Below are 22,370 nucleotides of genomic sequence, written 5' to 3'. Positions count from 1 at the left end.
GGAGCGAAAGCCCCACGCCTCAGCCGGCGAAACGCACTTCAGGCAAGCCGCGCACATCGGGATGCGGCACGCTGAACAAGCCACCGGCCAGCTTGTCTTGCGCGCGCTGTTCGGCGCTCATGCCTTCGTGCGCCGTGGTCACGAACAAGGTATCGAAGGCCGCCCCGCCGAAAGCCACGCAGGACGGCTGCGCCGTCGGCACTTCGACGATGCGGTCAATGCTGCCATCGGGCGCGAAGCGCACCACGCGCGCACCACCCCACTGGGCATTCCACAGGTACCCCTCCGCATCGACGGTCGACCCGTCGGGGCCGCCCGGCTGCTGCGCCAGATCGGCGAAGACGCGCTGATGGCTGACCGCGCCGCTGTCGGTGTCGTAATCACACACCATGATCTTTCCGGCCATGGAATCGCAGTGATACATCAGCTTGCCATCGAGGCTGAAGCAGATGCTGTTGGAAATGGCGATGCCCGGCAGCGCCAGGCGCTCCAGACTGAGGTCGGCATTGAGACGATAGAAGCTGGCGATGGGGTCACGGCCTGCGTCCTCATTCAATGTTCCGAAGACGAAACGGCCCTGGCGATCGCAACGGCCATCGTTGAGCCGCGTGGTCGGCAGGTCATCTTCGATGCGGCAGATCGGGCTGATGCTGCCGGTGTCCAGGTCGAAGAAGGCCAGACGCGATGCGAGCCCGATCAGCAGGCGCCGGGCATCGGCCGTGAAGGCAAAGCAGCACAGGCGTTCCGGCATGCTCCAGCTGCGCGTGGCACCGCTGGCCGGATCATGGTTCCACAGGCGGGAGGCGTGGATGTCGGTCCAGAAGACCGTCTGCGAGCGCTCGCACCAGAGTACTCCTTCGCCCAGTTCATGATGTCCATCGACCAGCAATTGCGCATTCATCGGGGTTCCGCCTGCAAATCAAGAAAATGAAATAAACAAGATAAACAATATAAATTGTTTTGCACGACTGCGGCAGATACCGGAAACGTCTGCCACAAAGACAAAAAAGGGTGGGCTTGCGCCCACCCTCAACTACATCAAGACCACCTCAGGAAGGATTACATTACTGCTGTTCGTTGCATCAGAACGAGTGGGCGATACCGAAGTAACCGCCGGTCTGCTTCAGGCCGGAAACGCCGTTGTCGGCGCCGTTTTCCAGGACGTGACCAGCGCCAGTGCCGTTACGCACGGTGCCAACATCAACGTACAACAGGGTACGCTTGGACAGGAAGTAATTGATACCAGCCATGTACAGGTTGGACGTACCACCGCCATTACCCACGCCAGCCGCATTGACCGAAGCGTTGTTGGCATTGACGTGGAACCATGCGCCCACGAGTTGCAGTTGCGAGGTCACGTCATAGTTGGCACCGATCCAGTAGTGGTTGGCCCGGTCCGGAGCGCCAGCCGCAGCGTTCGGAGCACGCAGATTCTCATAGCCGACGAACATCTTCAGCTTGTCGAACTTGTAGGTACCACCCAGGATCAGCTCCTTGGAGTGTTTCCACAGGTCATCGTAGTTACCATTGGCATCGCGGACTACGTCATAGATCGCGCGCAGTTCCAGGCCGTTCTTCTGGTAGGCCAGCGAGATGCCATCCTTGCGGCCATCGCTGGTACCAGCGTTGGGCACGCCACCATTGAACGAACCCGGCTTTTCACCCAGGCTGGTCTGCAGATTGACGGTGAAACCACCCATGTCAGGGCTGTTGTACTCGATGATGTTCGACGCGCCAGGCCAGTTGCGGCCATTGACCAGGGTCGAGGTACCGATGGCTTGCTGACCGGTCGGGTCCAGATACCAGACGTCGTTGTTGATGAACAGGTTCTTGCCGAACTTGACGGAGCCAGCGGTTGCCGAGGACAGGCCGACGTAAGAACGGCGATTGAACAGCGCGGTACCGTTGCTGGTATCGGAACCGTTGAACCCGCCCTTGGTCGAGTTGAAACCGGATTCCAGCAGGAAGAAGGCATTGGTACCGCCGCCCAGGTCTTCCGTGCCCTTGAAGCCGATCATGCTGGTGCCCCATTGGTTGTTGGCTGCGCTCCACTTGGAACCTTGACCGTTGGTACCGGCATTGGTCTGGAAGTCGACGCCGGCCACAACACGGCCGTAAATGGTGACACTGCTTTGCGCCTGCGCCTGTGCCGAGAACGCACCCATCAGCGCGAGCGCGCACAGGGTCTTTGCTCCAATAAAGGATGGCTTCACTTGCTTCATGAATAGTCTCCGTGGATATTGCCGTTTAAAATTTTTTTCGTCGGTGGGCTTGGCCGTGCAGCGTTGCACTTCAGACCCCTGGATCCTGACGGACTCCTGACAGTCTCCCAACTTGTTGTTTTTGATGCTGCCCGACCTTCTTCTCTTTCATCCCGCTGCTGTGCTGGTTGTCTCCTGTACAGCCCGGAATGTGGCTAGATACTAAGTATTCAGTTCATGTCTTTCCAATGAAATCTTTAGCAATTCCGATATGCGATTTGATATCATCAATTCCTAATAAAAAAACGATTGAAAAAATTTAGAAAACCGTCCCCGGAGACTTATGAAAAACAGTGACCCGAACTGGTTTCTGCGGGCGCGATTGAAGACCCGTCAGCTCCTGCTGCTGATCGCTCTCGACGACACCCGCAACATCCACCGCGCCGCCAGCGAGCTGAACATGACGCAGCCGGCTGCTTCCAAGCAACTCAAGGACCTCGAAGACATGCTGGGCGTGTCCCTGTTCGAGCGGCTGCCGCGCGGCATGCGGCCCACCATCTATGGCGAGGCCATGATCCGCCATGCGCGCATGGCCCTGACCAGCCTGTCCAAGGCGCACGAGGACATCGTGGCCCTGAAGTCCGGCCTGTCCGGCCAGGTCGATGTGGGCGTGATCCTCTCGCCCGGCATGGCCCTGTTGCCGCCGGCCATCGCGCGGGTCAAGGAACAAGCCCCGATGTTGCGCATCGGCGTTGAAGTGGAAAGCAGCAACATCCTGCTCTCGCGCCTGCTGCACGGCGAGCTGGACTTCATCATCGGCCGCATCCTGGATGAGGAAGCCCGTGGCGGCCTGCTCTATGAAGAGCTGGCCGACGAGCCGGTGTGCGCCGTGGCGCGGGTGGGACATCCCTTCCACACCCGTACCGACCTGACCCTGGCCGACCTCGCCGGCGAGGCCTGGATCATGGCGCCCAAGGGCAGCATCCTGCGCGCGCGCTGCGACCAGATGTTCCGCGAGCAAGGCCTGGCGCCGCCCTCCAACGTGGTCGACACCACCGCCATCCTGTTCATCACGAGCCTGCTGCAGCAGACCGATTTCATCTACGCCATGCCCACCGAAGTGGCGCGCTACTACACCCAGGCCCGCCTGATGGACATCCTGCCCATCGAACTGCCCTGCCGCATGGCCGGCTTCGGCATCATCACGCGCCAGGACAACCTGCTCTCGCCCGGGGCCAACCTGGTGCTGCAGTCCATCCGAGAAGTGGCGAAAATGATTTACTGATTCCCCCGCCTGCCCGGGCATGTGCCATGCCGGGGTCGGTTTCCTGCGCCGAGTTTTATTAAGAAATGTAAGGAAGCGTAAGCCTCTCTGAAAACGGCCGGAATCGCCGGAACAAAACTGAATTCACGCGACGCAAAACTTTAAAAAAACGCGGCAAAAAAACAACACTTCAGGCAGGTAAAAAACTAAGTTTTTTCAAGCTGTCATACAGCTTTTTTCTGAAACGGCCTCACTTCTCTTCCCGCTTCGACACTCTTTTGGCGTTTGCGCAAAATTTGCGCAAAAAAAAAGAGTCGCCATTGGGCGACTCTTTCTGGTCCGCAGCGCAGACGCGCTTCGTCAACCCGCTCACACCCAGCCGGCGTCGACGATGAATTCCTGCGCGGTACACATCGCGCTGTCGTCCGCCGCCAGGAACAGCACCATGCGCGCCAGGTGCCAGGGCAGCAGGTCACCCTGCAGGCACTGATTGCGGGCGATCGCCTTCTTGCCTTCTTCATCCAGCCACAGCTTGATCTGGCGTTCGGTCATGACCCAGCCCGGTGTCACGGTATTGACGCGGATCTTGTGCGGACCGAGGTCGCGCGCCAGGCCACGGGTCAGGCCCAGGGTCGAGGCCTTGGCCGTGGTATAGACCGGGAAGCCGCCACCGGACTGGTGCCAGCTGATCGAGCTGAAGTTGATGATGGAACCGCCGCCACGGCGTTTCATGCCTTCCACCACCGACTGCACGGCGAAGAAGGACGGACGCTGGTTGATGGCGATGCGGTCGTCCCAGTATTCCAGCGTCACTTCTTCCAGCTTGTGGCGCTGGTCATTGGCGGCATTGTTGACCAGCACGTCGAAGTCGCCGAGCTGTCCTTGCAGCTCGGCGATGGTCGCCTGGAAGGCGGGAATGTCGCGCAGGTCGCAATGACGGAACAGCGGCTTGGGATGACCGGCTGCCGCGATGTCATTGCACAGTGCTTCGCTGGCTTCGGTGGCGATATCGACGAAGGCCACATGCGCACCTTGTTGCGCAAACGCTTCGACGATGGCCGCACCGATGCCGGTGCCGCCGCCGGTGATGAAGACGCGCTTGCCCTTGAGGCTGGGGAAGTTTGCCAGTTGCACGTTCTGGGGAGTATTGCTCATGAGGTTTCCTTGCAGGCCGGTGCGCGCGCACAGCGCGGCACCGGCATCATGATGACGGGAAGAAGATCAGTGCGAGTGCTTGGGCACGGCCGCGCCACGGCAACCGACCAGGAAGTCGAAGTCGCAGCCTTCGTCAGCCTGCAGCACGCGGTCCACGTAGAGGGACTGGTAACCGCCGGCCATCTCCGGCTTGCGTTCGGCCAGCACCTTGGCGCGTTCGGCCAGGCGGCGCTGCATCTCTTCTTCGCTGATGTCCAGCTGCAGCTTGCCGGCATAGGCGTCAAGTTCGATGAAGTCGCCATCCTGCACGATGCCCAGCGGACCGCCGGCAGCCGCTTCCGGCGCCACGTGCAGGATCACGGTGCCGTAGGCGGTACCGCTCATGCGCGCATCCGAAATGCGGACCATGTCCTTCACACCGGTAGCCAGCACCTTGGGCGGCAAGCCCATGTTGCCCACTTCAGCCATGCCCGGATAACCCTTGGGACCGACGTTCTTCATCACCAGCACGCAGCTGGCATCGACGTCCAGATCAGGATCGTTGATGCGTTCCTTGTAGTGCGCGAAGTCCTCGAAGACCACGGCGCGGCCGCGATGCTTCATCAGTTCAGGCGTAGCCGCCGACGGCTTCAGTACCGCGCCGCGCGGTGCCAGGTTGCCGCGCAGGATGCAGATGCCGCCATCCTCGATCAGCGGCTTGGCCAGCGGGCGCACCACTTCATCGTTGTAGATCGGCGCGTCCTTGACGTTGTCCCACATGGTCCGGCCGTTGACGGTCAGGGCATCCTTGTGCGGCAGCAGGTCGGCTTCGCCCAGGCGGCGCAGCACGGCCGGCAGGCCGCCGGCGTAGTAGAACTCTTCCATCAGGTAGCGGCCCGAGGGCTGCAGGTCGACGATGGTCGGGGTGCCGCGGCCGATGCGGGTCCAGTCTTCCAGTTCCAGGTCGACACCGATGCGGCCGGCGATGGCCTTCAGGTGGATCACGGCATTGGTGGAACCACCGATGGCGGCGTTGGTGCGGATCGCATTCTCGAAGGCCTTGCGGGTCAGGATCTTGGACAGGGTCAGGCCTTCCCAGACCATGTCGACGATACGCATGCCGGACAAGTGCGCGAGAACATAGCGGCGCGCATCAACGGCCGGAATCGCCGCATTGTGCGGCAGCGACACGCCCAGCGACTCGGCCATGCAGGCCATGGTGGAGGCGGTGCCCATGGTGTTGCAGGTACCGGCCGAACGCGACATGCCGGCCTCGGCCGCCATGAAGTCGTGGATGGTGATTTCACCGGCCTTGACCTGTTCCGACAATTGCCACACCACGGTACCGGAACCGATGTCGCGGCCCTGGTGCTTGCCGTTGAGCATCGGGCCGCCGGTGACGACGATGGCCGGCACGTCGCAGCTGGCCGCGCCCATCAGCAGGGCCGGGGTGGTCTTGTCGCAGCCGGTCAGCAGCACCACGCCGTCGATCGGATTGCCGCGGATCGATTCTTCCACGTCCATGCTGGCCAGGTTGCGGGTCAGCATGGCGGTCGGGCGCAGGTTGGATTCACCGTTGGAGAACACCGGAAATTCCACCGGGAAGCCGCCGGCTTCGATGATGCCGCGACGCACGTGTTCGGCGATCTTGCGGAAGTGGGCGTTGCAGGGCGTCAGTTCCGACCAGGTGTTGCAGATGCCGATGACCGGCTTGCCCTGGAACTCGTGGTCGGGGATGCCCTGGTTCTTCATCCAGCTGCGGTACATGAAACCGTTCTTGTCGGCGGTACCGAACCAGCCGGCCGAGCGCAGGGTGCGGCTCTTGTCTTTTTTGTCGCTACTCATTGTTGAATTCCCGAATGACAGAAAACGAAGGATCTCGAAAAACGCTTGCACCCGAATGCAAAAGGCGGGCGCCAGGCCCGCCTTGCTTGATCCGGATTACTTGTTCTTGTTGTAGACGTCGAAGCAGACGGCCATCAGCAGGACCAGGCCCTTGATCATCTGCTGGTAGTCGATGCCGATGCCCATGATGGACATGCCGTTGTTCATGACGCCCATGATGAAGGCGCCGATGACTGCACCCATGACCTTGCCCACGCCGCCGGAAGCCGATGCGCCGCCGATGAAGCAGGCTGCAATCACGTCCAGCTCGAAGCCCAGGCCAGCCTTGGGGGTGGCAGTGTTCAGGCGCGCTGCGAAGATCAGGCCGGCCAGTGCGGCCAGCACGCCCATGTTGACGAAGGTGAAGAAGGACACGCGCTCGGTCTTGATGCCCGACAGCTTGGCTGCCTTCTCATTGCCGCCCACGGCGTAGACGCGGCGGCCCAGGGTGGTGCGGCTGGTGATGAAAGTGTAGAGCACCATCAGGCCGAACATGATGATGAGCACGTTGGGCATGCCGCGATAGGTCGACAGCAGGTAGCTGAAGGCGATGATGGCGATGGCAAAGACACCGTTCTTGAGCAGGAAGAACATGGCCGGTTCATCTTCCATCCCATGCTTGGTCTGCTTGCGGCGGCCATGCAGCTTGACCAGGATCAGCACCACGGCGGCGATGATGCCCACGACCAGCGAGGTGGTACGGAAAGTGGTGTTGTCGGTCAGCTCAGGAATGAAGCCCGAGGACAGCATCTGGAAGGTCTGCGGGAACGGGCCCAGGGACTGGCCTTGCAGCAGCGCCAGCGCCATGCCCTTGAAGACCAGCATCCCGGCCAGGGTGACGATGAAGGACGGGATCTTGAAGTAGGCGATCCAGTAGCCCTGCGCTGCGCCGATCAGGGCGCCGGCGATCAGGCAGACGATGGAGGCCGGCACGAAGCCCCAGCCGTAGTCCACCATCAGCACGGCGGCCAGTGCGCCGATCAGGCCCACCACCGAGCCCACCGACAGGTCGATGTGGCCGGCCACGATCACCATCAGCATGCCCAGCGCCATGATGACGATGTAGCTGTTCTGCAGGACCAGGTTGGTCAGGTTCAGCGGACGCATCAGCGTGCCGTCGGTCATGATCTGGAAGAAGGCCATGATGGCCACCAGCGACATCAGCATGCCGTATTCGCGCATGTTGTTCTTCAGGAAGCTGCCGTAGTCCTTCTTTTCGACGGCGCCGCTGGCGACGGCCGGTTTCTTGCTCATGTCAATGCTCTCCATTGTCTTGCTCCTCGGGTGCTCTCTGGTCTTGATGGACTTTATGGGTGATGCTGCCGGTTTGGCTCCGGCTTGATAATGGGTGTTCAGGCGGCTTGCGACAGGCCCGGGTCATCGATGCGCTTGTTGCGCATGATGGCGCGCATGATGCTTTCCTGCGTGGCCTCGGCCTTGGGCAGGTGGCCCACGAACTGGCCTTCGTTCATCACGTAGATGCGGTCGCACATGCCCAGCAGTTCCGGCATTTCCGAGGAGATCATGATGATGCACTTGCCCTCGGCCGCCAGCTTGCTGATGATGTTGTAGATCTCGAACTTGGCACCGACGTCGATGCCGCGCGTGGGTTCATCCAGGATCAGCACTTCCGGCTGGGAGAACAGCCACTTCGACAGCACCACCTTCTGCTGATTGCCGCCGGAGAGGTTGACCACCTTCTGCAGCACGCTGGAACAGCGGATGCGCATCTGCTGCTTGAAATCCGCAGCAATCTTGTACTCGCGCGCCTCGTCGATGACGGTGCGTTCGGAAACGCCGCCCAGATTGGCCAGCGAGATGTTCTTCTTGATGTCTTCTTCCAGCACCAGGCCATCGCCCTTGCGGTCTTCGGTGACGTAGGCGATGCCCTTGTCGATGGCCTTCTCGATGGTGGACAGGTCCACTTCCTTGCCGTGCAGGAAGGCCTGGCCGGTGATCTTCTTGCCGTAGGCACGGCCGAAGATGCTCTTGGCCAGTTCGGTACGGCCCGCACCCATCAGCCCGGCGATGCCGACGATCTCGCCGGCGCGCACGGTCATGTTGACGTCCTTGATGGCCAAGCGGTCCGAGTGCAGCGGGTGGTGTACACGCCAGTCGCGCACTTCAAAAATCACGTCGCCGATCTTGGGATCGCGCTGCGGATAGCGGTCGGCCATTTCGCGGCCCACCATGTGCTGGATGATGCGGTCTTCGCTGATCGGTTCAGCGCGGCAGTCGAAGGTATCGACCGTGGTGCCGTCGCGCAGCACGGTGATCGAATCGGCTACCTTGGAAATTTCGTTGAGCTTGTGCGAGATCAGGATCGAGGCGATGCCCTGGCGCTTCAGTTCCAGCAGCAGTTCCAGCAGCGCATCGGAGTCGCTTTCATTGAGGCTGGCGGTCGGCTCGTCCAGGATCAGCAGCTTGACTTCCTTGGAGAGCGCCTTGGCGATCTCGATCAACTGCTGCTTGCCCACGCCGAGGTCACCAACCTTGGTCAGCGGGGATTCCTTCAGACCGACCTTGGCCAGCAGTTCCTTGGCGCGCACGTAGGAGTGTTCCCAGTCGATCACGCCGCCGCGGGCTTGCTCGTTGCCGAGGAACAGGTTTTCCATCACCGACAGCAGCGGCACCAGCGCCAGCTCCTGGTGGATGATGATGATGCCCAGGTGTTCGCTGTCGCGGATATCCTTGAAGGCACGCACCTCACCCTTGTAGACGATATCGCCGGAATAGCTGCCGTGCGGGTAGACGCCCGAGAGCACCTTCATCAGCGTGGATTTGCCGGCGCCGTTTTCACCGACGATCGCATGGATCTCGCCTTCGCGCACGGCCAGGTTGACGTTGTTCAACGCCTTCACACCCGGGAAGCTTTTCTCGATGCCGCGCATTTCCAGAATGTTGCTCATGATGCTGACCTCTCATTTGCCGGGCTTGCGTGGATCACGTAGCCGGACTTGTTTGTCTCTTGCGCGTTGCGGTGGGGCAAGCGCGACTGCCTGAAAGAATTAGTCCCGCACAGAGCGGGACCATGCTGTTCTTCTTGCGTATTGTTGCTTGTTGTTTTTAGTGGGTGTTGCAGTGCTGCGATCGTTCCGTATTTCAGCTTGACTGCGGGCGGTGGCAGCGCGGAGATGCCGGCCGCCCGCGTGTTACATCAAAGGATTACTTCAGTTGTGCTTCGGTGTAGTAACCGCTGCCCACCAGGATTTCCTTCCAGTTCGACTTGTCGACCACGACCGGCTTCAACAGGTAGGAAGGCACGACCTTCACGCCGTTGTTGTAGGTCTTGGTGTCGTTGATCTGGGGCTGCTTGCCACCCAGGACGGCGTCAACCATACCGACGGTGACCTTGGCCAGTTCGCGGGTGTCCTTGAAGATGGTGGAGTACTGTTCGCCACGGATGATGGACTTGACCGAAGGCACTTCCGCATCCTGACCCGAGACATACGGGAACGGCTGTTGCGGGCTGCCGTAGCCGACGCCGCGCAGCGAGGACAGGATACCGATGGACAGGCCGTCATACGGGGACAGCACGGCGTTGACCTTGGCGTTGGTGTAGAAGGCCGACAGCAGGTTGTCCATACGGGCTTGGGCGGTAGCCGGATCCCAGCGCAGGGTCGCGACCTTGTCCATGCCCATCTGCTTGGAACGCACCACCAGCTTGCCGCTGTCGATGTAGGGCTTCAGGACCGACATGGCGCCGTTGTAGAAGAAGAAGGCGTTGTTGTCGTCCGAGGAACCGCCGAACAGTTCGATGTTGAACGGACCCTTGCCTTCCTTCAGGCCCAGGGCCTTTTCCAGCGATTGTGCCTGCAGCACGCCGACCTGGAAGTTGTCGAAGGTGGCGTAGTAGTCGACGTTCTTGGAACCACGGATCAGGCGGTCATAGGCGATGACCTTGACGCCCTTGTCGGCGGCCTTCTGCAGCACGTCGGTCAGGGTGGTGCCGTCGATGGCGGCGATCACCAGCACCTTGGCGCCCTTGGTCAGCATGTTCTCGATCTGGGACAGCTGGTTGGGGATGTCGTCTTCCGCGTATTGCAGGTCGGTCTGGTAGCCCTTTTCCTTCAGGACCTTGACCATGTTGTTGCCGTCAGCGATCCAGCGGGCCGAAGACTTGGTGGGCATGGCCACACCGACCAGCTGCTTGCTCTGTGCGCTCACTTGGGCGCTGATGGACATCAGGGTGACGCCCAGGCCGAGGGCAATACCGCTCATTACGGATTTGATTTTCATGCTTCGAGTCTCCAGTCTCATTGTTGGAATGGCGTGTTGTAGTTATCTAAAACAGCGCCGTGATTTCTGATGAATGTCATGCAGAGCAACTGTTTTGCGGGCTCTACATTAATTGCTTTACCAATACATTTCTAATGATTTTTTGAGCGTAATGGATATGTTTTTCGGTATAACTCCCTCTATGTAAAGTTATCTTAATTAAGCTTAAAAAATCCCGCCTAAGCCGCGACTGGAGCGGCTTTCGCCGATCCAGCCGATTTGCCGCGCAGAGCTCCCAGGGAAATGACACGCTGCGCGACGCAAAAGACGAACAGCAGCGCGCCAATGAAGATCTTGGTCCACCAGGAACTGAGGCTGCCATCGAAGGCAATGAGGGTCTGGATCACGCCAAGGATGAGCACGCCGGTCAGTGTTCCCGCCACGTAACCATAGCCGCCGGTGAGGAGCGTGCCGCCGATGACCACGGCCGCAATCGCGTCCAGTTCCACGCCCTGCGCATGCAACCCGTACCCCGAAAGCATGTAGAAGGAGAACAGCACACCCGCCACCGATGCACAGAATCCGCTGAAGGCATATACCAGAACCTTGGTGCGTCCGACGGGCAAGCCCATCAGCAGCGCCGAGCTCTCGCTGCCCCCGATGGCGTAGACGGCGCGGCCGAAGCGGGTGCCATGCGCCATCCAGATCGCCACGGCCAGCACGATCAGGGCAATGACCACGCTGGGCGAGATGAACAATCCGCCCAACTCCAGCCGCGACTGCGACAGTTCCACGAACAGCGGCTCATCGATGGTGATGGAATTGATGCTGATGAGGTAGCACAGCCCGCGCGCCAGGAACATCCCGGCCAGCGTGACGATGAAGGCCTGCAGTTTGAAGTAATGGATCATCGCGCCCATCGCCGCACCGAAGCCCGCGCCCATCAGCAGGACGGTGGCGATCACCAGGAGCGGCGGCCAGTGCCAGTTCTGCAGCAGGAAGGCTGCCACCATGGTGGTCAGCGCCAGCACCGACCCGACGGAGAGGTCAATGCCGCCGGAGAGGATGACGAAGGTCATGCCGATGGCCACCACCAGCAGGAAGGCATTGTCGATCAGCAGGTTCAGCATCACCTGCGGCGACAGGAAGCCATCGTAGCCAAACGCCCCGATGACCAGCATCAGCACCAGCAGCGCCACCGTAACCATGGAGGTGAACCACGGCGCGTGCGAAGCGCGCCGCAAGGAAGAAGCAAGCATCATGATTTGGACATCCTCAACATGCGGCGGAATTCCGGCGACTGCGACAGGCAGACCAGGAACACCACGATGGACTTGACCACCATATTGACTTCCGGCGGCACCCCCAGCGAATAGATCGTATAAGTCAGCGTCTGGATGATGAGCGCACCGATGACGCTGCCCACCAGGCTGAACTTGCCCCCGGCCAGCGAGGTGCCGCCCAGGGTCACGGCCAGGATCGCATCCAGTTCCAGCAACAGGCCGGCGTTGTTGGCGTCGGCACTCTTGATGTTGGAGGCGATCATCAGCCCTGCCAGTCCGGCGCAGGCGCTGCAGAACATGTAGACGAAGAAGATCAGCGCGGCAGTACGGATGCCGGCCAGGCGCGACGCCACCGGATTGATGCCGACCGACTGGATGAACAGCCCCAGCGCGGTCTTCTTCATCAGCAATGCCAGCAGCAGGAACATGGCCCCGGCGATGTAGAGCGAGAACGGCAAGCCGAACAGGTAGCCACCGCCCAGGAAGAAGAAGGGCTTGTAATACACCGTCACGATCTGGCCATCGGTGAGCAGCTGCGCCAGCCCGCGTCCGGCTACCATCAGGATCAGCGTGGCGATGATGGGCTGCAGCCCGAGACCGGCTACCAGCAAGCCGTTCCAGGCTCCGCACAGCAGTGCCGCACCCATCGCCGCGCACAGTGCCCACACCATCGGTACGTTGCTGACGTATTCGGAGACACCATTGACCACCACCATCTTGCCGCCGATGAGAACGGCCGCGACGGCACCCGAGATGGCCACCACCGCGCCCACCGAAATGTCCACCCCGCGCGTGGCGATCACCAGCGTCATGCCGAGCGCCGCCAGCATCAGCGGGGCGGCACGGTTGATGATGTCGATCAGTGCGCCATACAGGTGGCCGTCCTTGATCTCCAGCTTGAAGAAGCCCGGCACCAGCAGGAAATCGATCAGCAGCAGCAAGGCCAGCGCTGCCAGGGGACGCACCAGCGGGTGACGCAGCAGTGCTGCAAAAGCCGGCGCGCTGCCGCTGGCGGCGCTGTCGGGAATCAGTTTGGAATCCATGGATGCACTCATGCGGCCTCTCCCGCGATCACCTGCAAGACCGATTGCTCATCGAGCTCACCGCGACGGTACTCGCCGCAGGCGCGGCGGTCACGCAGCACCAGCATGCGGTCGCTGCAGCGCAGGACCTCGGGAATCTCCGAGGAAATGAAAAGAATGGACATGCCCTTGCGGCACATGGCGATGACGAAATCCATGATCTCCTGCTTGGCCCGCACATCGATGCCGCGCGTGGGTTCATCCAGGATCAGCATGCCCGGATCGGTGGCCAGCCAGCGTGCCAGCAAGGCCTTCTGCTGGTTGCCGCCGGAGAGCAGGCCGATGGGCGTTTCCAGGTCGGCGGTCTTGATGCCGAGCCACTTGACGTAATCGGCGGCGATCCGGTTCTGGCGCTTGCGCGGCAGCACGCGGAACAACCCTTGGCGCGCCTGCAGCGCCAGGATGATGTTTTCGCGCACGGAGAGTTCGAGGATCGCGCCCTCCTTCTTGCGATCCTCCGAACAGAAACCGATGCCCGCCGCAATCGCATCGCGCGGATTGTCGAGCTTCACGCTGCGGCCTTCGATGCGCAATTGCCCGCAATCGGCGCGGTCGGCACCGAACAGCAGGCGCGCCATCTCGGTCCGTCCGGAACCGAGCAGACCGCACAGGCCGAAGACTTCACCGCGCCGCAATTCCAGGTCCTGCGGGGACAGCACGCCACGCCGGCCGAAACCATCGGCCTGCAGGAACACCTCGTCCTTGCCAGCTTCATCGGCCGACAGCCCTGCCGCCAGTGCCTCGGCACCCGCTTCCACCTTGCGGTGATCGACGGCGGTCACGCCCACCATCTTGTTGACCAGGTCCAGCCGCGACAAATCACCGACCAGGTATTCGCCCTCGCGCACGCCATTGCGCAGCACGGTAATGCGATCCGAGATGTCGTAGGTCTGGTCCAGGAAGTGGGTCACGAAAAGAATCGCCATGCCCTGCTCGCGCAGGCGGCGCAGCACCTTGAAGAGTTGCTGGACCTCGGCTTCGTCCAGGCTGGAGGTCGGCTCATCGAGAATGAGCACCTTGGCCGAGACCGAGAGCGCGCGCGAGATCGCCACCATCTGCTGGATGGCCAGCGGATAGGACGACAGCAGCGCACCGACATCGATGTCGATCTGCAGCTGCTGCAGCAATTGCTTCGACTGTGCATGCACGCTCTTCCAGTCGATGCGGCCGAAACGGCGGGGATAGCGGCCGACGAAGATGTTCTCGGCCACGGAGAGATTGGGACACAGGTTGACTTCCTGGTAGACCGTGCTGATGCCCAGCGACTGCGCCTCCAGCGTAGAGGCCGGCGCAATGGCGCGGCCACCCAGTTCGATCTTGCCTGCATCGGGTTCATGCACGCCAGTCAAGACCTTGATCAGCGTGGACTTGCCTGCGCCATTCTGTCCCATCAGGGTATGCACTTCCCCCGGGAACAGCCGCAGGCCGACATCGGTGAGCGCCTTCACGCCCGCGAATGCCTTGTGGATACCGCTCAATTCCAGCATGGGACGCGCCTGCGTCCCGACAGACATCGTCATCGCAACTCCATCAGAAGCATCGGAATCCTGACGGGCGCGCGCCGTCTTGCGCACTCCCATCAGGCCACACCAGCACCGCGCGCGCCCTGGGCAATCCAGTGCGCGCGCGCTGCCGTCATGCAGGCATCAATACTTGCGGTTCGGGAATTCCTTGGCCGCCACTTCCGCCGGGAAGATGCCTTCCTCGGTGGTGATGCGCTTGGGGACTTCCTTGCCGGCCTTGATGTCCTTGGCGATCTGCATCAGTTGCGGGCCCAGCAGCGGGCTGCATTCGACGGTGACATTGAGCTTGCCGGCCATCATGGCTTCGAAGGCACCCTTGACGCCATCGATGGAGATGATGGTGATGTCCTTGCCCGGCTTGAGGCCTGCTTCTTCGATGGCCTGGATGGCGCCGATGGCCATGTCGTCATTGTGGGCGTAGAGCACGTTGATCTTCTTGCCCTCGGCCTTGAGGAAGGCTTCCATCACTTCCTTGCCCTTGGCGCGGGTGAAGTCGCCGGTCTGCGAGCGGATGATCTTCAGGCGCGGTTCGCTCTTGATGACTTCCTCGAAACCGGCCTTGCGGTCGATGGCCGGTGCCGAACCGACGGTGCCTTGCAGCTCGACGATGTTGATGTCGCCGGCGGGCATGGACTTGGCCTTGTCCAGCAGCCAGCGGCCAGCGCGGCGGCCCTCTTCCACGAAGTCCGAACCGATGAAGGTGACATACAGCGACTTGTCAGAAACGTTGACGGCGCGGTCGGTCAGGATGACCGGAATCTTGGCGGCCTTGGCTTCACGCAGCACGGTTTCCCAGCCCGATTCCACCACCGGCGAGAAGGCGATCACGTCAACCTTTTGCGCGATGAAGGAGCGGATTGCCTTGACCTGGTTTTCCTGCTTCTGCTGGGCGTCGGCGAATTTCAGGTTGACGCCGGCCTGCTTGGCGGCGTCCTTGATCGATACGGTATTGGCGGTGCGCCATTCACTTTCGGCACCCACCTGGGAGAAGCCCATGGTCAGTGGTTTGTCGGCGGCAAAGGCGGGGAAGCTCACGGCGCTACCCAGGCTCATGCAAATGGCTGCGCCCAGAAGCGCTCTTCTCTTCGAATTCATTGTCAGTCTCCGTTGACAGGGAATTGTGGACTTCCCTTTGTTCTATGCGTGGGGTGCGCTGCGCCGGAATGCGTTGGACTTGTAGGTATGGATTGGAAGCGGCGCGGTGCGGTTGGAATCGCGGACAGCCCTGATCGTCCTTGATTCGCGCTCCATATTAGGCAAGCGACCAATTCGCATCCAATGAATTTTTAATGTTTTTCGATATCGTTTCGCACATCGTTGGGGCAGCGCGCCCCGCCTGTGCATCGAGCTGGCGCATGCCGGCCACGCATGCTGCATCACTGCCTGCCTCACTGCGGACGGCGCGCATTTTTGATATCGTTTGCGATGATTTTTTCATTATTCCCTATCGGAGGGCGGTGATAGGATCAGCCAGATTTTTTTTGAAGCGCACTGCATGAAGACCGGGCGCGAACCCACGTGAGCCAACTCCTTCTTCCTGCCGACGCCTTCAGACAGCCCCATAGGGGACGACGCGATGGACAACGCGTTCCTGTGCCGACGATGCACGCAGCACTCCATAACAAGACACGAGACAACATGCCATCCCGAGCAAGCGATGCCCGACCCGCAGGCGCCCAGGGGCTGCCGGAAATCCATACCCTGCAATCAGGGCGCCAGCGTCTGCACGTGCTGCCGACGCTGGGCGGCGCACTGGCCGGCTGGGAATGGCAACGTGACCGCAAGTGGCTGCCGCTGCTGCGCCCCTGGAGTGCCGACCCGGCCGCGCTGTACGCGACCGCGTGCTTCCCGCTGCTACCCTGGTCCAACCGCATCACCGGTGGCGGCTTCGATTTCAACGGCAAGCATTATCCGCTGAGCCCCAATCGCCCCGGCGAACCCTATCCCATCCACGGCGACAGCTGGCGCCAGGCCTGGACCATCGTGTCCCAGGCCGACGACCGCATGGCGCTGGAACTGGATTCGCATCGCTGCGACGGCAACCCCTATGTCTATCGTGCGCGGCAGGTGCTGACCCTGCGCGAGAACGCGCTGGAAATCGAATTGCGCGTGACCAATACGGGCGAAGAGACCCTGCCCTATGGACTGGGCCTGCATCCGTATTTCCTGCATGACGCGCAAACCCGCCTGCAATTCCGCTCGCGCGGAGTATGGCTCTCCGGGCCGGACCGCATCCCCACCGGTTTCTCGCGGGAACTGCCGAGCGGCTGGGACTACAACCGCGCCGCCTCGCTGCAAGGCGGCCTGATCGACAACTGCTTCGAAGGCTGGGACGGTCTGGCCATGATCGAGGATCCGGCACGCGGCCTGCGCCTGCAGATGCACACCACGGATCGCAGCGGCTATGTACTGATGTTCCGCCCCAATGGCCTGCCGTATTTCTGCCTGGAACCGGTCACGCATCCCATCGATGCCTTCCACCAGCCGAACCAGCCCGGCCTGATCGCGCTGGCACCGGGAGAAGACATGGTGCTGCTGACCCGCTTCACGGTCTGCGAGATCGCCCAGGAGCCAGTCCGTGCCACCACCCAACAGACAAGCCTGGCGCGCTGACGCCGGCAAAGAATGACGATGAACCAAGCACTGAATCAAGACTGCGCCCTGATTGCCCTCGACTGGGGGACCTCCTCGCTGCGCTGCTATCGTTTCGATCGCAGCGGCCAGGTGGTGGAGCGCCGCGCCCATCCCTGGGGCATCATGAACCTGCCGGCCGTGGGCCACGGCGAAGATGCCCACGCCCCCTACCGCGCCGCGCTGGAAGCCGCCTGCGGCGACTGGCTCAAGGCCGCGCCCGCCGCCCCGCTGATCGCGGCCGGCATGGTCGGCAGCAAGCAGGGCTGGCGTGAAGCCGCCTATCTGAACGTGCCGCTGGCCCCCGCGCTGATCGGCAGCCAGCTGACCGAAGTCGACACCGGCCTCGGCCGTCCGCTGTGGATCGTGCCCGGCCTGCTGGAAGCTGGTGCCCTGCCCAATGTGATGCGCGGCGAAGAGACCCAGGTCATCGGTGCCCTGCAGACCCGTACCGAGCGCGAGCTGCTGATCGGCCTGCCCGGCACGCACTCGAAGTGGGTGCGCGTGGTCGAGGGCCGCATCGAACATTTCGATACCTTCATGACCGGCGAAGTCTATGGCGCGCTGTGCGGCCACACCATCCTGGGCCGCACCATGCAAAAACCGGAGGTGGCCGATGACGAAGCCTTCCTGCGCGGTGCCGGCGTGGCCAGGACCGCACAAGGCAAGAGCGGCGTGCTCTCCAACATCTTCAGCAGCCGCACCCTGGGCCTGACCGGTGAACTGGCGGCCGAGGCGCAGCCCGACTATCTCTCGGGCCTGTTGATCGGCCACGAGATCGCCGCCCTGAAGAACCTGTATCCGACCACGCCGGCCATCGTCCTGATCGGCGACCCCGGCCTGTGCCGCCGCTACCAGCTGGCGCTGGACCTGTATGGACTGGGTCCGGCCGCCGAGGCCGGTGCCGCCACCGAAGCGGGCCTGTGGATCCTGGCGCAGCACGCCGGCCTGCTGGCCTGATCGCCCCTTTACTGCACCACCTACGACGCACCCGGACAAAAGACCATGAGCACCCATTCCCAACGATTCCACGACGCCCTGCGCAGCACCGGCATGATTGCCATCCTGCGCGGCGTGCGCAATGAGGAAGCCGAAGCCATCGGCGCGGCCCTCTACGAGAGCGGCTTTCGCATCATCGAAGTCCCGCTGAATTCGCCCGAACCGCTGGCCAGCATCAGCATCCTGCGCAAGAGCCTGCCGGCGGACTGCATCGTCGGTGCCGGTACGGTCCTGAAGCCCGCGCTGGTGCAAGACGTCAAGAATGCCGGCGGCGAGCTGATCGTCATGCCGCACAGCGATGGCGCCGTGATTCGTGCCGCGCGCGATGCCGGCCTCTACAGCGCACCGGGCGTGGCCACCGTGACCGAAGCCTTTGCGGCGCTGGACAACGGCGCTGACGTACTCAAGATGTTCCCGGCCGAACAGCTGGGTCCCCAGGTGGTCAAGGCCTGGCGTGCCGTGATCGCCCGCGACATCGCGCTGCTGCCGGTCGGTGGCATCACGCCCGAGGGCATGGCGGTGTTCCGTGCGGCCGGTGCCTCCGGCTTCGGCCTCGGATCGGCGCTCTACACGCCGGGCCTGTCCGCCGACGCAGTGCGCCAGCGTGCAGAGGCCTTCGTGGCGGCCTGGAAGGCGCTGGGCTGATTTCCCGCACACCAGATTCATCGTTGTCACCGATCGCATAGCGATCATTCATCTACAGAACAGATTAAACGCATAACCGGACCGAACAATGAAAATCACCAAGATCTCCACCTTCATCGTGCCCCCGCGCTGGTGCTTCCTCAAGATCGAGACTGACGAAGGCATCGTCGGCTGGGGTGAGCCCATCGTGGAAGGCCGCGCGCACAGCGTCGCGGCAGCCGTGGACGAGCTGGCCGACTACCTGGTCGGCAAGGACCCGCGCAACATCGAAGACCACTGGACCGTGCTCTATCGCGGCGGCTTCTATCGCGGTGGTGCCATCCACATGAGCGCCCTGGCCGGTATCGACCAGGCCCTGTGGGACATCAAGGGCAAGGCCCTGGGCGTGCCGGTGCACCAGCTGCTCGGTGGCGCGGTGCGCGACTCGATTCGCGTCTATTCCTGGATCGGCGGCGACCGTCCGGCCGATACTGCAGCGGCGGCCAAGAATGCCGTGGCCCGTGGCTTTACTGCCGTGAAGATGAACGGCACCGAAGAACTGCAATTCATCGACAGCCACGACAAGATTGAACTGACCCTGGCCAACGTGCAAGCCGTGCGCGAAGCCGTGGGCCCGAACGTGGGCATCGGCGTGGACTTCCATGGCCGCGTGCACAAGCCCATGGCCAAGGTCCTGATCAAGGAACTGGAGCCGTACAAGCTGATGTTCATTGAAGAGCCGGTGCTGTCGGAAAATTCGGAAGCCCTGAAGGAAATCGCCCACCTGACCTCGACCCCGATCGCCCTGGGCGAGCGCCTGTATTCGCGCTGGGATTTCAAGCGCATCCTCTCCGAGGGCTATGTGGACATCATCCAGCCGGACGTCTCGCACGCCGGCGGCATCACCGAGACCCGCAAGATCGCCATGATGGCCGAAGCCTACGACGTGGCGCTGGCGCTGCACTGCCCGCTGGGCCCGATCGCGCTGGCCTCCTGCCTGCAGGTCGATGCCGGCAGCTACAACGCCTTCATCCAGGAGCAGAGCCTGGGCATTCACTACAACGAAAGCAATGACCTGCTGGACTACATCCGCGACAAGAACGTGTTCGCGTATGAAGACGGCTACGTCAAGATCCCGCAAGGCCCTGGCCTGGGCGTCGAGATCAATGAAGAGTATGTCCGTCAGCGCGCCGAAGTCGGCCACCGCTGGCGCAACCCGATCTGGCGCCACAAGGATGGCAGCTTTGCCGAATGGTAAAGCGATAAGCCGAAACTTCCTCCTCGGTAGTCCCTCAACCCGGTCCGGCGCAAGCTGGCCGGGTTTTTTTTTGCGTTTACCGAGATGCCAAACAATAATCCTGCCTGAACATTAGCGGCGCATATTTCACCAATAACGCATATTTCAACATATGTTGAAACATACCGCTTTACTGAAAACATGGGTTGACAATTTCATCGAAAGTGCTAATTTCATCATATGCTGAAAACACGCCATTCAATGAAATCCTTTGAGACCCAAGCAGCCCATGCCCTGCGCTCGTTGCTGCTGCAGGTGCCTGCGCTCAAGTTGCTGGACATCGAGCACGAGACCGCCATGGCGGATTCAGGCGTCGATTTCACGGCGCGGATCAAGGTCGCAGGCAAACGCCATGCATTGGTGTGCGAAGCCAATTCCTCCGGGCAACCGCGCCATGTGCGCCATGCCTTGCTGACCCTGCGCGATTACATGTCGCACCACGCAAAGGACGCCACGCCCGTCCTGATCGCCCCTTACCTGTCTCCCGATGCCCAAGCGCTGTGCCGTGAACATGAAGCCGGTTTCCTGGATCTGGAAGGCAATGCCCGCCTGGTCTTCGACGGCATCTTCATCGAACGGCAGGTGGCTAGCAAACCCGTTGCCGACCGACGGGCACTGCGCTCCTTGTTCAAACCGAAATCAGCGCAAGTGTTGCGGGTGTTGCTGCGCGACCCGCAGCGCGCCTGGCGCGTCATGGAATTGGCTCAGGCAGCAGCGGTCAGCCTCGGCCACGTCAGCAATGTGCGCACGGCTCTGCTGGAGCGCGAATGGGCCCAGGTGGCGGAGGGCGGCCTGGTGCTGTCAGAACCGGATGCCTTGCTGGATGAATGGCAGGATGCCTATGCGCCACCGCCCGGTGAGCGTCTGGCTTTCTACACGCCCCTGCACGGAAGCGCCTTTGAACAGGCGGCACGGCACGCCATGCGCCGTCACCGGGAGGACGAACTCCCCGCAGCCGCATTTTCATCGTTCTCGGCGGCGCAATGGCTGGCCCCCTACGCCAGGACCGGAACCCATTATTTCCAGGCAACGGAAGCCGGGTTGGAATCACTGCAGTCCGCCCTGAAGCTGTCCTCTGCGGCCAAAGGCGAGAACGTCATGGTGAACCTGCTTGACGACGCCGATCTTCTTCGTGACACGCAGGAACCCGCGCCCGGCGCGGTCTGCACCAGTCCCATTCAAACCTATCTAGACCTGTACCACGCAGGCGAACGCGGACGGGAGGCCGCAGACCATCTCAGAAAGACATTGCTCACATGGAAAAGCTGACGCCCGGCGAACCGCAATCCGCCACTGATTACGATGATCGTACAAGTACTGCAGTCAAAAAAGTCCTGATCGAAATCGGTCAGATCCTCGGGAGTTTCAAAGGCAAATTCGCCATCGTCGGCGGTGCGGTTCCGTGGCTGCTGCTGGGCAATGACGACATGCCGCACGTGGGCACGGTGGACGTTGACCTCAGCCTTGATGCCGAAGCGCTGGGTGACGGTGAATACGCAACACTGGTAGAAGCCTTGCAGGAACACGGATATCAGCAGCGCCGGGACCTGCGCCGCTTCCAGTTGCTGCGGCAAGTTCCCACCGAAGACGAAGGCGCGCCCATCGACATCATTGTCGACTTCCTCATGCCGCGCGATGCGGAGATCGTCAAGAACGTCCCGCCGCTCATCAGCGACTTCGCCGTGCAGCGCGCCGATGGTGCCGATCTCGCCCTGCGTTTCTATCAATGGGTCGCCATCAGCGGCCCCATGCCGACCGGCGGCACCAATCGGGTCGAGATCGCCGTGTGCTCGATCCCCGCCTTGCTGGCCATGAAAGGGCACGCCATCGAAGGGCGCTACAAGCAGAAGGATGCCTACGATATCTACTACTGCATCCGCAACTATCCGGGTGGTGCGGATGTGCTTGCCGAAGAATGCCGCGCCCTGTTGCATCATCCCGGCGCAGCAAGCGGTTACGGTTTCATTGACCGCAAATTCGACAGCGTCGACGGTTTCGGACCTACCTGTGTGCGTCGCTTCGTCGAGCAATCGCAGGTCCTCGGCCAACGCACACCTGAGCAATGGCAACAAGATGCCTATGGCCAGATCGATGCTTGGCTGAGGGCGCTCGGCATCAGAGGGCCAGCGTGATTCATCTGTGGAATCGATCAAGCTGATCTGAATAATCCATTTAACGAATGAATCAAAAACTGGCAAAGTGACGATCTTTGACTTTCGCCAGACCTCTC

At 61.7% G+C, this 22,370-nt stretch carries 19 protein-coding genes; 7 read left to right on the top strand and 12 right to left on the bottom strand.

The features are described 5' to 3' along the window. Nucleotides 1-19: 19 nt before the first annotated feature. Both E2K99_RS04875 and E2K99_RS04870 read right to left on the bottom strand, forming a co-directional pair. On the bottom strand, nucleotides 20-901 hold the full coding sequence (locus E2K99_RS04875; RefSeq protein ID WP_134137214.1) for an SMP-30/gluconolactonase/LRE family protein: 882 nt from the start codon (nucleotides 899-901) through the stop codon (nucleotides 20-22). A 181-nt stretch (nucleotides 902-1,082) separates the two neighbouring features. Further along, the gene (locus E2K99_RS04870; RefSeq protein ID WP_134221518.1) at nucleotides 1,083-2,222 is read right to left on the bottom strand and encodes a porin; all 1,140 of its coding nucleotides are present in this window, start codon (nucleotides 2,220-2,222) and stop codon (nucleotides 1,083-1,085) included. A gap of 322 nt (nucleotides 2,223-2,544) precedes the next feature. On the opposite strand from E2K99_RS04870, the gene E2K99_RS04865 reads away from it, so the two are divergent. Then, the gene (locus tag E2K99_RS04865; RefSeq protein ID WP_121044378.1) at nucleotides 2,545-3,486 is read left to right on the top strand and encodes a LysR family transcriptional regulator; all 942 of its coding nucleotides are present in this window, start codon (nucleotides 2,545-2,547) and stop codon (nucleotides 3,484-3,486) included. A gap of 348 nt (nucleotides 3,487-3,834) precedes the next feature. Here the strand turns inward: E2K99_RS04865 and E2K99_RS04860 are convergent, their stop codons facing one another. The 10 genes from E2K99_RS04860 to E2K99_RS04815 form a co-directional block, all read right to left on the bottom strand. Then, nucleotides 3,835-4,620 carry an SDR family NAD(P)-dependent oxidoreductase gene (locus E2K99_RS04860; RefSeq protein ID WP_134221517.1) on the bottom strand — a complete coding sequence of 262 codons (786 nt, stop codon included), beginning with the start codon at nucleotides 4,618-4,620 and terminating at the stop codon, nucleotides 3,835-3,837. Nucleotides 4,621-4,686: 66 nt separating this feature from the next. Then, nucleotides 4,687-6,444, bottom strand: coding sequence for an IlvD/Edd family dehydratase (locus E2K99_RS04855; protein ID WP_134221516.1), 1,758 nt, complete (start codon nucleotides 6,442-6,444; stop codon nucleotides 4,687-4,689). Nucleotides 6,445-6,540: 96 nt separating this feature from the next. After that, a complete protein-coding gene (gene mmsB / locus E2K99_RS04850; RefSeq protein ID WP_134221515.1) occupies nucleotides 6,541-7,752 on the bottom strand; it encodes a multiple monosaccharide ABC transporter permease in 1,212 nt (403 codons plus the stop codon). Between the two features lie 83 nt (nucleotides 7,753-7,835). Beyond that, the gene (mmsA, locus tag E2K99_RS04845; protein ID WP_134221514.1) at nucleotides 7,836-9,392 is read right to left on the bottom strand and encodes a multiple monosaccharide ABC transporter ATP-binding protein; all 1,557 of its coding nucleotides are present in this window, start codon (nucleotides 9,390-9,392) and stop codon (nucleotides 7,836-7,838) included. Between the two features lie 256 nt (nucleotides 9,393-9,648). After that, a complete protein-coding gene (gene chvE / locus E2K99_RS04840) occupies nucleotides 9,649-10,722 on the bottom strand; it encodes a multiple monosaccharide ABC transporter substrate-binding protein (RefSeq protein ID WP_134221513.1) in 1,074 nt (357 codons plus the stop codon). 218 nt (nucleotides 10,723-10,940) lie between these two features. Then, entirely contained in the window at nucleotides 10,941-11,963 is a 1,023-nt protein-coding gene (gene yjfF, locus E2K99_RS04835) for a galactofuranose ABC transporter, permease protein YjfF (RefSeq protein WP_134221512.1), read from the bottom strand. Next, nucleotides 11,960-13,039 carry an ABC transporter permease gene (locus E2K99_RS04830; RefSeq protein WP_039789111.1) on the bottom strand — a complete coding sequence of 360 codons (1,080 nt, stop codon included), beginning with the start codon at nucleotides 13,037-13,039 and terminating at the stop codon, nucleotides 11,960-11,962. The genes yjfF and E2K99_RS04830 overlap by 4 nt, the downstream gene beginning before the upstream one ends. Beyond that, nucleotides 13,036-14,586, bottom strand: a complete 1,551-nt coding sequence (locus tag E2K99_RS04825) for a sugar ABC transporter ATP-binding protein (RefSeq protein WP_134221511.1) — start codon at nucleotides 14,584-14,586, stop codon at nucleotides 13,036-13,038. The genes E2K99_RS04830 and E2K99_RS04825 overlap by 4 nt, the downstream gene beginning before the upstream one ends. Nucleotides 14,587-14,712: 126 nt before the next feature. Then, complete coding sequence (locus E2K99_RS04820) at nucleotides 14,713-15,684, bottom strand: ABC transporter substrate-binding protein (RefSeq protein WP_039789112.1); 972 nt, start codon at nucleotides 15,682-15,684, stop codon at nucleotides 14,713-14,715. A 157-nt stretch (nucleotides 15,685-15,841) separates the two neighbouring features. Further along, nucleotides 15,842-16,027 carry a hypothetical protein gene (locus E2K99_RS04815; protein WP_134221510.1) on the bottom strand — a complete coding sequence of 62 codons (186 nt, stop codon included), beginning with the start codon at nucleotides 16,025-16,027 and terminating at the stop codon, nucleotides 15,842-15,844. Between the two features lie 200 nt (nucleotides 16,028-16,227). On the opposite strand from E2K99_RS04815, the gene E2K99_RS04810 reads away from it, so the two are divergent. The 6 genes from E2K99_RS04810 to E2K99_RS04785 all read left to right on the top strand — a co-directional run bounded on the left by E2K99_RS04810 (nucleotide 16,228) and on the right by E2K99_RS04785 (nucleotide 22,272). Then, nucleotides 16,228-17,202 (top strand): aldose 1-epimerase, encoded by a 975-nt coding sequence (locus tag E2K99_RS04810; RefSeq protein ID WP_134221509.1) that lies wholly within the window; start codon nucleotides 16,228-16,230, stop codon nucleotides 17,200-17,202. Nucleotides 17,203-17,220: 18 nt separating this feature from the next. Then, nucleotides 17,221-18,180 (top strand): 2-dehydro-3-deoxygalactonokinase, encoded by a 960-nt coding sequence (locus tag E2K99_RS04805; RefSeq protein ID WP_039789116.1) that lies wholly within the window; start codon nucleotides 17,221-17,223, stop codon nucleotides 18,178-18,180. Nucleotides 18,181-18,225: 45 nt separating this feature from the next. Then, nucleotides 18,226-18,864 (top strand): 2-dehydro-3-deoxy-6-phosphogalactonate aldolase, encoded by a 639-nt coding sequence (locus E2K99_RS04800; RefSeq protein ID WP_039789118.1) that lies wholly within the window; start codon nucleotides 18,226-18,228, stop codon nucleotides 18,862-18,864. An 88-nt stretch (nucleotides 18,865-18,952) separates the two neighbouring features. After that, nucleotides 18,953-20,101, top strand: a complete 1,149-nt coding sequence (dgoD, locus tag E2K99_RS04795) for a galactonate dehydratase (protein WP_134221508.1) — start codon at nucleotides 18,953-18,955, stop codon at nucleotides 20,099-20,101. A 219-nt stretch (nucleotides 20,102-20,320) separates the two neighbouring features. After that, the gene (locus tag E2K99_RS04790; RefSeq protein ID WP_134221507.1) at nucleotides 20,321-21,409 is read left to right on the top strand and encodes a type IV toxin-antitoxin system AbiEi family antitoxin; all 1,089 of its coding nucleotides are present in this window, start codon (nucleotides 20,321-20,323) and stop codon (nucleotides 21,407-21,409) included. Next, nucleotides 21,397-22,272: a nucleotidyl transferase AbiEii/AbiGii toxin family protein gene (locus E2K99_RS04785; RefSeq protein ID WP_134221506.1), complete on the top strand. Its 876-nt coding sequence runs from the start codon at nucleotides 21,397-21,399 to the stop codon at nucleotides 22,270-22,272. The genes E2K99_RS04790 and E2K99_RS04785 overlap by 13 nt, the downstream gene beginning before the upstream one ends. Nucleotides 22,273-22,370: the final 98 nt, after the last annotated feature.

The organism is Herbaspirillum huttiense, from assembly GCF_004367745.1.
Lineage (GTDB): Bacteria > Pseudomonadota > Gammaproteobacteria > Burkholderiales > Burkholderiaceae_D > Herbaspirillum > Herbaspirillum huttiense.
The sequence above is the reverse complement of the archived record's forward strand: the minus strand, read 5'-3'. Positions and strand labels throughout refer to the sequence as shown.